This window comes from Geomicrobium sp. JCM 19039 (genome assembly GCF_000698145.1).
In the GTDB taxonomy this organism is placed as follows: domain Bacteria; phylum Bacillota; class Bacilli; order Bacillales; family Marinococcaceae; genus Geomicrobium_A.
Genome location: NZ_BAXB01000027.1, coordinates 1 through 14,015, shown reverse-complemented (window position 1 = coordinate 14,015; position 14,015 = coordinate 1). Strand labels below are relative to the sequence as shown.

Here is a 14,015-nt window from a genome sequence, read left to right as displayed (position 1 = left end):
TCCCTCATATCCCCGATTATCATCTATAGATAGAAAACAAACGTTTTACAAAATGGTATTGTTAAACCCGAGAGAACTTCAACTGGTTTTGCCTCCCTTAGAAAGACAGTCCCATTCAGAAAAATTTAACGTTTATCACACGTCCATTTCCCTCACTCTGGACGCCCCACCCTACTACCTTCACCATCTACTTGCCTTTCTCCGCTCCAAAACTCACGACATCAACTAGCTCTGTAATATAATTAGGTTTGGATTCTTCTAATCTCACTTCACTGAACACTTCTCCGACTCCTGGACAGAAATAGGTTCTGCCTACTTCAACATGTGTATCGTTGGACTGTACTTGGGCAACACACTTTTCGTAGTTTTGGTTTTTTATGTTCACTTCATAAAAATGTTTGTCTACTTCAAATGTAAAAAATTCATCTTCCCATGGTTCAGACTTAAGTAACGTGTGCGGAGCATCCTTTTCGGACCTTAATGTTCGCTTGCCTTGCAGCGAGTCTTTCGTCAATTCATACTGTCCGCGACTCGTCATTTCTTGATTCACAGATTGTGTAATTGTATAATGCATACTTGTTGTCGGCTCGATTTTACGTTCTTTCAACGTTCGATCATTGGACCCTTCATAGTGCATTTCATATTTTAATGTAACCGCATCGGTCGGTAAATACATCGAAAAGTTGAGCTGTTCAAAATCAATCACATCTCTTTCTGTCACACGAACCGCTTGTGAGGAAAAAGAACAGCTCGTAAGTATGAGTAAGACAAACAAAAAACTGAATCTCTTCAAATGATCCACTCCTCTACTCTCTTCTATTCAGGTAAAGAAGGAATCATGACTTTAACATTCAAAAGGGGTACGGATAATGATTACCGTTATTGGCAGTGTGAATATGGATTTGATTACGTCTACAAAGCAACAACCCGCAATTGGCGAGACCGTTCTAGGCGAACGGTTCGCCACCTCTCCTGGCGGAAAAGGGGCCAATCAAGCAACAGCCGTTGCACGACTTGGCGAACACGTTCAACTCGTCGCACGCATCGGCAAAGATGAGTTCGGCCGCGCTTTATATGAACAATTGCATCAAGAATTTGTAAACGTGGACAACGTTCGTGCTGTTGAAGAACATACAGGCATCGCGTCGATTACCGTCCAAAACAATGACAATTCGATCATTGTCGCCCCAGGAGCGAATTTTACTTGGGCGGCAACTGACGCTGAAGCTTATCGAAGTGTGATTAAAAACGCTACGACTCTCCTTCTTCAGCTTGAAGTTCCTCTCCCTTTCGTTGAAGAAGTCGTACGTGTTGCTTGGGAAGAAAAGACGACGACGATTTTAAACCCTGCCCCAGCACAACGACTGTCCGAAAAGATGATTGATTGTGTTGATTATTTAACGCCAAATGAGTTGGAATGCAAAGCGTTGTTTGATCTAACGGCTGAGGAAGCTGTTGAAAAATACCCGAATAAACTCATCGTCACAAAGGGAAAAGATGGGGCAATGTATCACGATGGAAACGAACGGATTATCGTGTCTAGCTTCCGAACAAACGGGGTGGATAGTACGGGTGCAGGTGATACGTTTAATGGTGCCTTTGCTGTTGCACTAAACACTGAACAGACATTACGAGAGTGTATCGCGTTTGCGAACGCTGCCGCCTCGTTATCGATTGAAAAGACCGGAGCGCAAGCAGGAATGCCAACAGCCACGCAGGTTTGGGAGCGACTAGGCACAAAGTAATGTCACTTTGTGTCATATTTTGACTAAAATTGGAATATTATTGTAATCCGTATGTCATGAAACCGACATTCTTTCGCAATCTATCTTCCTTATGATGAGGGTGTTGCTTATTTACCTCGTCACGGAAATACATAGAAAAAGGATGTTTAATTCATGCGTTATACTCGTCTAACAAAATTTGTCGTTACGACTAGCTTTGCTGCTAGTTTGTTCGCTTTTTCACCTTCTATGTTCACTGAAACGGCTTCTGCTTCTGCTCCTGCAGGAGACACGGCAGCCGTTGAAACTGTAGCTGTGGAAGCGAGCGCTACAGGCATTGTCCAAATTGGAGATCGTGGACAATCAGTAGTAGACCTTCAGTCTGCTTTACAAGACTCCGGTCATTCTCACGTAAACGCCGATGGTATTTTTGGACCGATTACTGAAGAAGCGGTTCGGAGCTTCCAACAAGCACAAGGTCTTTCTGTCGACGGCATTGCAGGGCCAAATACGTTCCAAGCGCTGACAGGTCGTTCAGAAGTGAAAAGTGTGTCAACGGAAACGTCTACTTCAACCGAATCGAGTACATCAGGTGTCATTGGCACGGCACAAGGGTTAATAGGAACTCCATACTCTTGGGGCGGAACGACGCCAGCTGGATTTGATTGTAGTGGGTTTTTAAACTACGTATTCGCGCAAAACGGTCAATCATTACCTAGAACAACACAAGCGATCTATGACGCAGGCACGCCAGTGTCCGCTCCAGCTGTTGGAGACCTCGTGTTTTTCCAAGGAACGTATAACACGTCTAACACGGCAACACATGCCGGTATCTACATTGGCGGCAACGAATTTATTCACGCAAGCTCTAGCGGAGTTCGTATAGACAACTTGAGTAGTAACTACTACCAAACCATTTCTTAGGTTATCGCTCAATGTAATATAAACCGCTGAAGCCAAATGGCTTCAGCGGTTTATTTCTTCCAATGCAAAGTATTGATAAGCATACGCTCGCTCGTAGAGGGTGACGATTTCCTTTTTATCTGGAACTCTCGGGTTATTGCCTGGACTGCCACTCAATAGCGCTTCTTCTGCCATCCTCTCCCTCACTCCCATGTAATCTTCTTCAGAAATTCCGTATGATTGAAAATTTCCGATATTTAAATCTTGGCATAACCGCAACAGATCTTTCACGAGTGCTTTCGCCCCATCTGTTTGGGATAGGCTGTTTCTTTCTGGACTAACCTTACAGGCAAGCTCATATAGTCGTTGTTCACACGCTGGCATCGTATATTCTACTACAACTGGAAGTAACATCGCATTTGAAATGCCGTGAGGAACATGGAATTTCGCGCCAATCGGTCTAGACATGCCGTGCACAAGACAAAGAGAAGCGTTGGAGAATGCCATACCTGCAAGCATCGCTGCATACATCACCTGATGGCGCGCTTCATAACGGTCGCCGTGGTGATAGACGTCCCGAAGGTTATCTAACAAAAGCGATAATGCATTTACGGCTAGTTGATCAGTAAACGGATGGGCATCTTTTGATAAATAGGCTTCAAGTGCATGCGTAACTGAATCAATACCCACTGCTGCTGTAATCTCTGGAGAGGTCGTGAGCGTTAGGCGCGGATCGACGATCGCAACTTCTGGCATAAATGCCGGTTGCTTAATCATCATTTTCATTTCATCGGAAACATCGGTAATGACCGTAGCATCGGTCACTTCCGAACCTGTTCCCCCAGTCGTAGGAACAGCAATCAAAGGAAGTCCAGGCTCTACAGCCATTTTCGCTTGATTCATATAGTCACGAATTTGACCACCGTTCGTATGCACAACAGCTGCAGCTTTCGCCGTATCAATGCAACTGCCCCCACCAACCGCAACGATATGGTCACACTGTTGCTGTCGAATAAGTTGTAAGGCATCTGTCACATACGTATCTTTAGGCTCACCAACAATCCCAAGATACACAACCGAGTCTACGTTTTGATCGTATAATAATTCTGAAACTTCAGCGACGACACCTAACTCTCTCATGACTTCATCACTAATGATCAATGCGCGATTTCCTAGTTTCTTAGATAAAAGCCCTACTTGTTGTAACGAGTCCTGGCCATACACAAGTTCCTTTGGAAACTGCATCGTGTGCATACTTTTCCTCCTCACTACTTTGTAAAGCGCTTTCAATTATTAATTGTTTGAAAAATCAATATTTTAACATTGTAGCATATCCCTAAATAAAATCAAGCCACTTCGCTAGTGTTGTAGCAAAGTGACTTCTTTTTTAACGAACAGAACCACCGTCAATCACAAGTTCATCTCCGGTCACAAACCGTGACTCATCAGAAGCAAAATATAGTGCACCATAAGCAATATCTCGGGCTTCCCCGTAGTAAGGTGGAAGAGGAACAACGTCTTTATTCCGTTCAGCGATCGTTTTTTGGCGCTCTCCCATAATCGGTGTTTTTATAGGACCTGGGAAAATCGCATTCACACGAATCTGATCTTTGGCAAAGTGGTTGGCGGCGTGTGTCGTTAGCGCACGGACAGCTCCTTTTGAAGCACTGTACGCTGTCCCGTTTCCAGCAGCTGCACCACTGCCGGTCAATGCCGCCACTGAAACGATGTTAATGATTGACCCTTTTCCTAATTGTTGCATATGTGGAATCGTCTGCTGCATCCCGAGAAATACACTCGTCGCATTCGTATCCATTACGTTATGCCACACGTCTAGCTCTGTGTCCAACAGCTTATCCGGGCGATGAATACCGGCATTGTTGACCAAAATATCGATTTGATGATACGTATTAAGCGCATACTGCACCGCGTGTGCCCACGCTTCTTTTTTTGTCACATCTAACGTGGACCGTGTGACGGACAATCCTTCGCTTTGCAAATTGTCTACTTCCTGTTTCAGTAGCTGCTCGTCAATATCGGCTAGAACAACATTTGCCCCTTCTTCTGCAAACAATCTGGCAGTCCCTAGCCCGATGCCGCTCGCTGCTCCCGTAACGATGGCGGCTAGCCCTTCCAATCTCGACATGTTCGGATCCCTCCGTTATTCGTTATACGCTTCGTTTCCTAATAGAATTGCCCCTCTTGCCCCCGACTCTCCTTTTAATCCAGGGGAAACGATAAACGACGCCACCGAAGGAATATCCACATACCCTCCTAAATGCCGAAGAAACGCTTGACGAACCTTCGGCATAATTTCCGGTTGGTTCATCACGCCGCCACCGATGATAATCTTTTCTGGCATGAGCATGAACGTGTATTGCGCGAGCGCTTGTCCGAGGTAATCACTTTGTAATGACCACACATCTGCTCTTTCGGACAAGTCCGACCCTTTTTTCCCCCATCTCGCTTCAATTGCAGGGCCAGAAGCCATACCTTCAAGACAATCTTTATGGTAAGGACAAATCCCCTCAAAATTATCTTCAACGTTTCTCTTCACTTGAATATGTCCCATTTCAGGGTGAGAAAACCCTTGCATAACGTTTCCGTTCATAATCGCTCCTGCACCAATTCCGGTCCCTACCGTGATGTATAGACAACTATCTAACCCTTTGGCTGCTCCTTCTTGATGCTCAGCGTAGGCGGCTGCGTTCACATCTGTAGTGATCTTGACCGGAATGTTCAATTCATCAGCAAACACTCGATAGAGCGACACTCCAATCCATGGAATTTTTGGTGTATTTCCGATCACACCGTAATTGTCGTCTTGAAGATGTACGGGCCCAAATGAACCAATTCCGAGCGCATCAATCTGTTGCTCTTTGAAAAATTGAACGAGTTGTGGAAGTGTCTCCTCCGGTGTTTTTGTCGGATATGTCTCCCGTGCAACAATCTGACCTTTTGCGTCTGCCACCGCACAGACCATCTTCGTTCCTCCTGCTTCTAACCCACCAATACGAACCATTCACATCACTCTCCGCCGTCGTGTTCCTTGAGTTTTAATATATCAAACAGAGATTCCAAGAACAACTCGGACGTTTTCTATTAGGCAATTGCCAAACAAATATGATAGTTTCTACATAGATTGTTAAACAGAGGAGTGACCAACTCATGAATGAACCAATATTTTTTACACCTGTATTTAAATACCGTGTTTGGGGAGGAAACAACTTGCAGTCTTTCGGGTATACGCTCCCTTATGAACGCACAGGGGAGTGCTGGGGAATTTCCGCGCACCGAAATGGAGAGAGCATCGTCAAGGGAGGGCGGTATGACAACGTGACACTTCGCGATTTATACCGAGATGAACCTGCCTTATTTGGTGAATCCTTAACGAGCGAGGAGTTCCCACTGCTCGTTAAACTCTTAGATGCTACAGATGATCTGTCTGTGCAAGTTCACCCGAATGATGATGAAGCAAAACAACTCGAAAACGATGAAGCCTACGGAAAAACAGAATGCTGGTACGTCGTCGATGCTCGTCCTGGTTCAGAACTTATCCTCGGTCATCACGCCGAAACAACGGAAGAATTTCAGAAGAAAGTTGCTGAAGAAGACTGGCATGGTTTATTGAAAAAAGTGCCTGTTCAAAAAGGAGACTTCGTCTACGTTCCGAGCGGCACGATTCACGCCATCGGCAAGGGGATTATCATTCTCGAGACACAGCAAAGTTCCGACACGACGTACCGTGTGTATGACTTTGACCGAGTTGAATCCGATGGCAAGAAACGCGAATTACATTTAGACAAAGCCATTCAAGTAACGAACACACCCGATAAACAAGCGATAGGCCGAGATAACACGACCATTTCTGCATCTGCTGGAGGCATTATCAACCGACTTGTCCAAGCGCCATCCTTCTCCGTTTACGAATTATCGGTCAGAGGAGAATTTCAATTTGAACGCCCAGGATCTTATCTGCTCGCAACGGTCGTCCAGGGGGAAGGAACGTGTCACACGAATCAACAAGCATTTTCTCTTGCGGCTGGTGACCACTTTCTTCTACCGAATGATTTGAGAAATATTGTGATGGACGGGGATATGACGATCATTTGTAGCCATCCAAACTAAGGAGCGACACTATGACTTCAAGACAAGTGGCCATTGTTCTCTATCTATTCGTCCAGAACGGCCCTGTATCCATTCAGGCAATTGCCGAGACGATCAATTGCTCGGATAAAACCGTCCGTAATGAGTGGTCGGCTATCGATGAATATTTTCAATCGCATCAGCTCGGACGCGTCGTTAGAAAACAGAGTAAGGGCGTGTACCTCGATCAAACCGATGAAGAAGCCGATCGCTTACGAGAGTTACTCTCATCTGAACGAGCCCCTAAGCAAACAAACCGTCACGATGAACTTGCGAGAATGTTAGTATCAACGCGTGATTCGCTGACCGTTACACAACTTGCCGACCATTTTTATGTGAGCCGCTCCGTTATTCGTGAAGATTTAACAGGTGTTGCCGTTCAAATGCAGAAGTTCGGCATCGGGTTGGAACGAAAACCGAATGTCGGCATTGTCATCACCGGTGAAGAAAAAGATCACCGCTCCTTTCTTGCCGAGCTGTTCCATCGATCATTTCAGGCTTCGGGCCAGATTCGAGACTGGTTCTCCCCATTTGACTGGGCCGCTGTCGAACGAGTCATTCGGTCTATTGAGAAAGAGCGGAATTGGACGCTCACCTACCGAGCCAGAACTTCGATCATCGTTCATATTCTTTTATCAGAGAAACGAATGAAACAGAAATTCTTCATAATGATGGGTAAACATGACAATTGTTACCCCGATTACATGAACGACCTTATCCACCAGTTAGAATCTTTATTCAACATTCGGTGGAAAAGTGCCGAGAAGCGCTATTTGTTTTACCATTTCCAAAGTGCTCGTATTGAATTGAATGAGTCTTCTTCAGAGCACAGCTTTCTAACACTCACTTTGAGTGATTCAACCTTACGATTTACAAACCAATTAATGGATGATGTAACCGAACGAACCGGGTATCCATTCAGAAATGACCAGAATCTATTTCGTTCTCTTGCACTCCACTTAGAAGGAAGCTTAATCCGCATTCAGCAAAATTTCCGTATGCACAATCCGCTAGTGTTTGATGTGCGTAAACAATACCCGTATTTGTTTGAGATGATCTTGCAATCGCTAGAACGATTAGACCTGTCCCTCAATTGGCATCATGATGAAGTCGCGTATTTAACGATTCATTTCCAAGTTGCGCTTGAGCACTTGGACGATCGGGTTGAAGACCCTGTGCGTATCACGATTGTATGTCCAGAGGGTCGCGGCATGAGCAAACTATTAGAAGCAAAAATTAAACAGTTAAATCATTCTGTCACCATTGTTTCAACATATTCAGAGCCAGAGCACATCCGGTACGCGGAAGTCGACCTGATTGTCTCAACCGTACCGATAAACTCTGCTGAAAAACCTGTCATTGTCGTATCTCCATTTTTAAAAGCTCATGAGCATGACATGCTAACTCAGGCAATCGTCAACACGCAAAAGCCGAAGTGTCTGCACTCAAAACGTTGTTAGGCAGTGCCGATAATATCCATTTTTTATCTTCCACTCATCGTTTTCAAGTAATAGAAGACCTTGTACAACCACTCATAGACACGGACAGAGTTAATACCGTTTACATGGAGAGTACATTCGCTCGAGAACAGCGGTCGTCTACATATATCGGCGGCGGCATCGCCATCCCTCACGGAAGTCCCGATCACGTGTTTACACCTACTGTGAAAATGGGCATCTTACCCGAACCCATTGATTGGGACGGCAACCAAGTCCGTATCGTTCTCTTGATCGCCGCTGATCTTCAATACGGTGAAGACATGAAGCAGTTGTTCCGAGAGATCTCGCAATTGAGTGACCACCCTGACCGTATTCACCGATTTACCGTCATGACAAATGCTTCTTCCATTTTTGAATTACTTTAATAGTTTCCGTAAGTGCACACCATTCCGGTAAAAAAACGCTTACATTCTCCCTCTTACGAAGTAGTATGATTGGAACAAGGAGGGAGAAAACATGAAGAAAATTGTTGCTGTAACGGCATGCCCCACTGGCATCGCCCACACATACATGGCGGCTGAGAACTTACAAAAAGCAGCCGCTGAGCTCGGCGTAGAAATTAAAGTTGAAACACAAGGCTCTGTCGGTGCGGAAAACGTGCTCACGTCTTCCGATATTCAAAATGCAGAAGGCGTTATCTTCGCAGCGGATAAAACGATTGAGAAAGACCGTTTTCAAGGCCTCCCCTACGTGGAAGTCGGTGTACAAGACGGTGTGCATCGACCGAAAGAACTTATCGAGCAAATTCTACAAGGTAATGCCAAGACAATCCAAACCGGTAATGGACAAGAAACAAAGAATGAAGACAAGCAACAAAACCCGATTTACCGCCACCTTATGAACGGTGTTTCATTTATGATTCCGTTTATCGTCGTCGGCGGGTTACTCATTGCCATATCCATCTCACTAGGTGGCGTGCCTACCGAAGATGGAATGGCTGTTCCAGAAGACTCCGTCTGGAGCATTATCGAAGCCATCGGAGCAAGTGCCTTTACGTTTATGGTTCCAATTCTTGCCGGTTTTATCGCAATGAGCATCGCCGACCGGCCTGGACTCGCGCCAGGAATGATCGGCGGTTTGCTTGCAGCTGACGGTTCCATCTACGGCAGTGAAGCAGAAGCAGGGTTTATCGGTGGGATTATTGCCGGTTTTCTCGCCGGCTATGTTGCCCTCTTAATTAAGAAGATTCCTGTACCTAAAGCGGTGCAGCCAGTAATGCCGATTATTTTTATCCCTGTTCTGTCCTCACTCATCGTCGGACTTCTCTTCGTCTTTGTCATCGGAGAGCCTGTTGCCTTCGTCTTTGATAGTTTGACCCAATGGCTAGAAGGATTAGAAGGAACGAATGCCATATTACTCGCCTTAATTCTTGGAGCAATGATTTCCTTTGACATGGGGGGGCCGGTCAATAAAGTTGCCTTTTTATTCGGTGCTGCGATGATTACCGAAGGAAACTTGGCCATTATGGGAGCTGTAGCAACTGCAATTGCAATCCCACCGATCGGACTCGGTCTCGCAACATTTATCAACCGCAAAAAATACGACCAGTCCGAGAGGGAAACTGGAAAAGCCTCATTTACGATGGGATTGTTCGGAATTACAGAAGGTGCAATTCCTTTCGCTGCGAGAGACCCATTTCGGGTCATTCCTACCATCATGATTGGTTCGATGGCCGGAGCAGCGATTGCAATGGCTGCTGATGTTGGCGGCAGCGTTGCCCACGGCGGTCCGATCGTCGGTGTGCTCGGTGCAATCGAAGGTGTGATTATGTTCTTTGTGGCAATATTGATCGGTTCTGTCATTACAGCTATACTTGTGAACCTCATAAAGAAAACCGTAACAGAGAACACCGGGTCAGCCCCTGCTGGGAGTGCGTCTAATGATCAAGCGAAGGAACAAATTGCACCTGCTCAGCCTTCGACGGTCTCTTTCGAAAAACTCACAGACCTGATCAACAAAGATTTAATTGTACCTACGCTCCAAAGCAACACACGCGATGGGATCATTGATGAACTCATCCACAAACTGCATGAAGAGGATGTCATTACTGACGTAGGAGCATTCAGACAAGTGATCCTTGATCGTGAAGCTGAAGGATCAACGGGGTTAGGCATGCAGATTGCGATCCCACACGGAAAGTCTGATCACGTAAAAGAACCTGCTGTTGCCTTTGGAATTCAACGAGACGGTGTCGATTGGAACAGTCTTGATGGTGAGCATGCAACACTCATCTTTATGATTGCTGTTCCAAAAGAAAGAGAAGGCGATGACCATCTTAAAATCCTGCAACTACTCTCACGAAAACTAATGGACGATGAATTCAGAGAAGACTTGTCCAAAGCAACATCAATGGACGACATCTACGAGCACTTAGATGAAATACGCTAAAAAAGAACAAGCCGAGGACTCACCTCGGCTTGTTCTTTTAGTTCCTATACTCATCTGACCAAGAATCCGTTGACCGTTCGAACCCTCGATTTATTCGCTTAAATCGTTCATCTGTATCCTTTTCGAACTGCTCATCGATTTGTTGAAAGCGACGGTCTGCTTCATCAATTCTCTTGTTCATTCCAGAGAACCGATGATTAAAATCACGTTCAAAAGTTTTTAACGAGCGTCTTAAATCATTAAAAAAAGTCATTGGAATGTCTCAGATAAACGCCCCCTTGATGCTAAACTATGCACGAACTCACCCCGAAGTGTACTGACGATTACTGTCGGAAAAATAGGTCTTAATGCTTAATTTGTGCGATTGATGCATCCATTTGCATTGTTTTATCGTATTTTCTTACAACTAGGTAATCTATGCCTGTCCAGGCAGTACCAAATTGGGAAGGATGACAAATATGGACCATTACCTTGAAATTAGCGGATCCATGTCACTTCACCCTCAAGACAATTACATGATTGGCTATTTGACATTGCAATATTTTGACATCGGAGCTGAAGAAATGATTACCATTGGCTCTTGTCAGTATTATTTGTTCAATGAAACGAGCATGTCTAAATTGCCTTCTAAAGGAATTTCTAAAGATGTTTCCTCAGTATTGAAGGTGTTGTCACAAATAGATGATGGGGTGAAGGAATGGGGAAACTTCGCAGTTGTAGAAGAAATGTATATCGAAACGAGCTTTGACAGCTTAACGATGAGAGAGTTATTTCTAAAAAAGATCGTCCACTACTTTCAATGGATGAACGTGAAGCATTTATACGTGACAGCAAAAGTTTTTTTTCGCAACTCGTCCTACGACTCTCAACATATGAATCACCTTTTGTCTCGCGACTTTTGTTTCGTTCGCTCACAAGGTGAGCCGCTCATTCTCCATCGCTATTCATCATAGGCGTGTTACAATCAAGGGGTATTGTAACGTTCGGGTAGGAAGGAGTGGGGCCGGTGTCCATTTTAATTTTTACGATTATTGGCGTACTCATTGGGGTGCTTTCTAGCCTGTTTGGTTTAGGTGGTGGACTCATTGTTGTACCGATTTTGTTTGCATTATTACCTGAATCAATCCCTGCATCTTACCTCATGCACACAGCCATCGGAACGTCTCTCGCGGTAATGATTATCAATTCCTTGAATTCAACACTTAATCATTCTCGTCAAAACAATGTTAAATGGCCGATTTTTCGGTTTTTCGTGTTGACGATCTCAATGGGGGCATTCGTTGGCGGTGTCATTGCCAGTTACGTGCCGAGTGACGGATTACGCTATGTATTTATCGCATTTCTTATTTATGTGATCATTTCAAACGTCGCAAAGCGGACGTTTACAAATGCCTTTACAGAACATGCTTTCACCTATCCGAAGAAATCCACCGGCGCCATTAGCGGCATCGTTATCGGTTTTGTTTCCACACTGTTAGGTATTGGTGGCAGCTTAATGACCATCCCCTACCTACGAAAGCGGGGGCTACGAATGCTACACGCCGTTGCACTCGCAACCCCGCTAGGTTTACCCATTGCCATTGTAGGTTCAATTACGTACCTCATTACAGGATTACAAGCTGAAGGCATGCCTGGCAGTACGATCGGCTTTATTTACTTGCCTGCGCTCCTCGGCTTCACGCTTGGTGGATTTGCAGGAGTTCCTTTAGGGAGAATCATCGCGCAAAAACTTCCAGATGGTCTATTCTCCAAAATATACTTACTTCTGTTAGTGCTCGTTGTCATGATGATGATTTTCGGATAAAAGCGTGCCTGCCGTTTTTTAGCAAGCACTGCTCGATATCAAACAGCTTCCACGACGATGGTAACCCCTTGCCCACCTCCGACGCAAAGGCTAGCTAACCCATGTGACTTCTTTTGCCGATGAAGCTCGTGAAGTAAAGAGACGACAATTCTTGCGCCCGAACAGCCTACAGGGTGGCCCAGTGCAACCGCTCCACCGTTGACGTTAATCTTCTCATCAGGAATTTTAAGCTCACGGTTCACAGCGATCACCTGTGCCGCAAACGCCTCGTTCAGTTCGAACAAATCAATGTCTTCTAAGCTCAATTTCGTTTTTTCCAATGCTCGCTTTGTCGCTGGTACAGGTCCAATTCCCATAATTGCTGGGTCGACAGCCGCACTGGCATACGACGTGATCTTCGCTAACGGAGTGAGTCCGTAACGCTCGACAGCTTCTTTAGACGCAAGCAGTGTTAGCGCCGCTCCATCATTCAAGCCTGAGGCGTTACCTGCAGTAACTGACCCTCCCTGTTTAAAAACCGGTGATAAGCTCGACAGCTTTTCGAGCGTCGTATCCCGAGGACCTTCATCTACGTGAAATGTGCGGGTTTCTTTTCTCTGTTGGACCGCGAGCGGAACAATCTCTTTTTCAAACTTGCCTGCTTGAATAGCAGCTAGCGCTTTATTCTGACTGTTTAGCGCAAACTCGTCTTGCTCTTCACGTGAAATCCGGTACTGGTCGACGAGATTCTCAGCAGTCACACCCATATGATAGTTTTCCATCGCACAGTGCAAGCCGTCGTATGTAAGCGCATCGACGAGCTTCGTGTCGCCCATTTTCTGACCATCTCTTGAACCAAATAACAGTCTTGGAACACGTGTCATGCTCTCCGTTCCGCCGGCTAACACGAGTCCCGCTTCTCCAACAGCAATTTGCGTCGCACCGAGCGTCAGCGCCCTCAGCCCAGAAGCACATTGTTTATCAATGGTCATTGCTGGCGTTTCCACACTCAGCCCCGAGCGCACACCGATTTGCCTTGCAGGGTTGCCCTTTAGGCCCGCTTTAAACACATTGCCAACAATTACTTCATCAACTGCATCATAAGGGATTCCTGTTGATTTTAGTATCGATTCTGCAACAGGCACAGCGATATCAACCGCTGATTGTCCTTTTAACGTTCCCAAAAATGTGGCAATAGCCGTTCTTTTTGCATCTACGATATACACGTCATTCATGATCATCACTCCTTATTTACTAATAAAGATATCGGAATTGATATAATTTTATCATAATATAAAAAGATCAGTTCAAAAATGTACGTAGCATACTTTTCTAGATACTCTTAACCTTTCTCGGATATCACCGTCCCATCAAAGCGATTATGTAGCTCACTGAAAAAATCGCTTCTCACACTCTAAGTTACTCGTGAACGCGAACGACCGAACTCGATCTATATAGAATGAACTTAAGATTTTCCTAATTGCGCAGTTTGTTGTTGCTTTCCACTGCAGGCGGATGCTTGCAGTCCGAACTATAAGTGCAACATCGGTTCACGTTTTTGTCTCCTGGCTA

General features: G+C 45.3%; 14 protein-coding genes. 8 read left to right on the top strand and 6 right to left on the bottom strand.

All coding sequences use genetic code 11. The annotated features are described in order from the left end of the window. Positions 1–187: 187 nt before the first annotated feature. Complete coding sequence (locus JCM19039_RS18385; protein WP_042429984.1) at positions 188–793, bottom strand: hypothetical protein; 606 nt, start codon at positions 791–793, stop codon at positions 188–190. Between the two features lie 76 nt (positions 794–869). Here JCM19039_RS18385 and rbsK point away from each other — a divergent pair, with 76 nt between their 5' ends. Next, entirely contained in the window at positions 870–1,745 is an 876-nt protein-coding gene (gene rbsK, locus JCM19039_RS18380; protein ID WP_042429981.1) for a ribokinase, read from the top strand. A gap of 153 nt (positions 1,746–1,898) precedes the next feature. Continuing rightward, positions 1,899–2,648: a C40 family peptidase gene (locus JCM19039_RS18375; protein ID WP_052398935.1), complete on the top strand. Its 750-nt coding sequence runs from the start codon at positions 1,899–1,901 to the stop codon at positions 2,646–2,648. A gap of 42 nt (positions 2,649–2,690) precedes the next feature. Here the strand turns inward: JCM19039_RS18375 and JCM19039_RS18370 are convergent, their stop codons facing one another. The 3 genes from JCM19039_RS18370 to JCM19039_RS18360 form a co-directional block, all read right to left on the bottom strand. Beyond that, on the bottom strand, positions 2,691–3,881 hold the full coding sequence (locus tag JCM19039_RS18370; RefSeq protein ID WP_042429979.1) for an iron-containing alcohol dehydrogenase: 1,191 nt from the start codon (positions 3,879–3,881) through the stop codon (positions 2,691–2,693). A 133-nt stretch (positions 3,882–4,014) separates the two neighbouring features. Continuing rightward, entirely contained in the window at positions 4,015–4,773 is a 759-nt protein-coding gene (locus tag JCM19039_RS18365) for an SDR family NAD(P)-dependent oxidoreductase (RefSeq protein WP_042429976.1), read from the bottom strand. A 15-nt stretch (positions 4,774–4,788) separates the two neighbouring features. Continuing rightward, positions 4,789–5,649, bottom strand: coding sequence for an ROK family protein (locus JCM19039_RS18360; RefSeq protein ID WP_042429973.1), 861 nt, complete (start codon positions 5,647–5,649; stop codon positions 4,789–4,791). Between the two features lie 146 nt (positions 5,650–5,795). Between JCM19039_RS18360 and manA the strand changes: the two genes are divergently transcribed. The 4 genes from manA (at position 5,796) to JCM19039_RS18340 (ending at position 10,660) form a co-directional block, all read left to right on the top strand. Next, complete coding sequence (gene manA / locus JCM19039_RS18355) at positions 5,796–6,755, top strand: mannose-6-phosphate isomerase, class I (RefSeq protein ID WP_042429969.1); 960 nt, start codon at positions 5,796–5,798, stop codon at positions 6,753–6,755. An 11-nt stretch (positions 6,756–6,766) separates the two neighbouring features. After that, positions 6,767–8,233 carry a transcription antiterminator gene (locus tag JCM19039_RS18350; RefSeq protein ID WP_042429966.1) on the top strand — a complete coding sequence of 489 codons (1,467 nt, stop codon included), beginning with the start codon at positions 6,767–6,769 and terminating at the stop codon, positions 8,231–8,233. Further along, positions 8,209–8,637 carry a PTS sugar transporter subunit IIA gene (locus JCM19039_RS18345; RefSeq protein ID WP_081834612.1) on the top strand — a complete coding sequence of 143 codons (429 nt, stop codon included), beginning with the start codon at positions 8,209–8,211 and terminating at the stop codon, positions 8,635–8,637. Before JCM19039_RS18350 ends, JCM19039_RS18345 begins: the two co-directional genes overlap by 25 nt. A gap of 91 nt (positions 8,638–8,728) precedes the next feature. Continuing rightward, the gene (locus JCM19039_RS18340; RefSeq protein ID WP_042429960.1) at positions 8,729–10,660 is read left to right on the top strand and encodes a PTS fructose transporter subunit IIABC; all 1,932 of its coding nucleotides are present in this window, start codon (positions 8,729–8,731) and stop codon (positions 10,658–10,660) included. Positions 10,661–10,697: 37 nt separating this feature from the next. Here JCM19039_RS18340 and JCM19039_RS18335 read toward each other — a convergent pair whose 3' ends face one another. Next, complete coding sequence (locus JCM19039_RS18335; RefSeq protein WP_042429958.1) at positions 10,698–10,913, bottom strand: hypothetical protein; 216 nt, start codon at positions 10,911–10,913, stop codon at positions 10,698–10,700. A gap of 205 nt (positions 10,914–11,118) precedes the next feature. On the opposite strand from JCM19039_RS18335, the gene JCM19039_RS18330 reads away from it, so the two are divergent. Continuing rightward, entirely contained in the window at positions 11,119–11,613 is a 495-nt protein-coding gene (locus tag JCM19039_RS18330) for a hypothetical protein (RefSeq protein ID WP_042429954.1), read from the top strand. Between the two features lie 53 nt (positions 11,614–11,666). Beyond that, positions 11,667–12,464, top strand: coding sequence for a sulfite exporter TauE/SafE family protein (locus tag JCM19039_RS18325; protein ID WP_042429951.1), 798 nt, complete (start codon positions 11,667–11,669; stop codon positions 12,462–12,464). Positions 12,465–12,502: 38 nt separating this feature from the next. Here JCM19039_RS18325 and JCM19039_RS18320 read toward each other — a convergent pair whose 3' ends face one another. Further along, on the bottom strand, positions 12,503–13,684 hold the full coding sequence (locus JCM19039_RS18320; RefSeq protein ID WP_304413214.1) for an acetyl-CoA C-acetyltransferase: 1,182 nt from the start codon (positions 13,682–13,684) through the stop codon (positions 12,503–12,505). Between the last annotated feature and the right edge of the window lie 331 nt (positions 13,685–14,015).

Coding starts and splice junctions, on each gene's coding strand:
- rbsK (WP_042429981.1), top strand. CDS start 870: ATGATTACCGTTATTGGCAGTGTGAATATGGATTTGATTACGTCTACA.
- JCM19039_RS18375 (WP_052398935.1), top strand. CDS start 1,899: ATGCGTTATACTCGTCTAACAAAATTTGTCGTTACGACTAGCTTTGCT.
- JCM19039_RS18370 (WP_042429979.1), bottom strand. CDS start 3,881: ATGCACACGATGCAGTTTCCAAAGGAACTTGTGTATGGCCAGGACTCG.
- JCM19039_RS18365 (WP_042429976.1), bottom strand. CDS start 4,773: ATGTCGAGATTGGAAGGGCTAGCCGCCATCGTTACGGGAGCAGCGAGC.
- JCM19039_RS18360 (WP_042429973.1), bottom strand. CDS start 5,649: ATGGTTCGTATTGGTGGGTTAGAAGCAGGAGGAACGAAGATGGTCTGT.
- manA (WP_042429969.1), top strand. CDS start 5,796: ATGAATGAACCAATATTTTTTACACCTGTATTTAAATACCGTGTTTGG.
- JCM19039_RS18350 (WP_042429966.1), top strand. CDS start 6,767: ATGACTTCAAGACAAGTGGCCATTGTTCTCTATCTATTCGTCCAGAAC.
- JCM19039_RS18340 (WP_042429960.1), top strand. CDS start 8,729: ATGAAGAAAATTGTTGCTGTAACGGCATGCCCCACTGGCATCGCCCAC.
- JCM19039_RS18335 (WP_042429958.1), bottom strand. CDS start 10,913: ATGACTTTTTTTAATGATTTAAGACGCTCGTTAAAAACTTTTGAACGT.
- JCM19039_RS18330 (WP_042429954.1), top strand. CDS start 11,119: ATGGACCATTACCTTGAAATTAGCGGATCCATGTCACTTCACCCTCAA.
- JCM19039_RS18320 (WP_304413214.1), bottom strand. CDS start 13,684: ATGATCATGAATGACGTGTATATCGTAGATGCAAAAAGAACGGCTATT.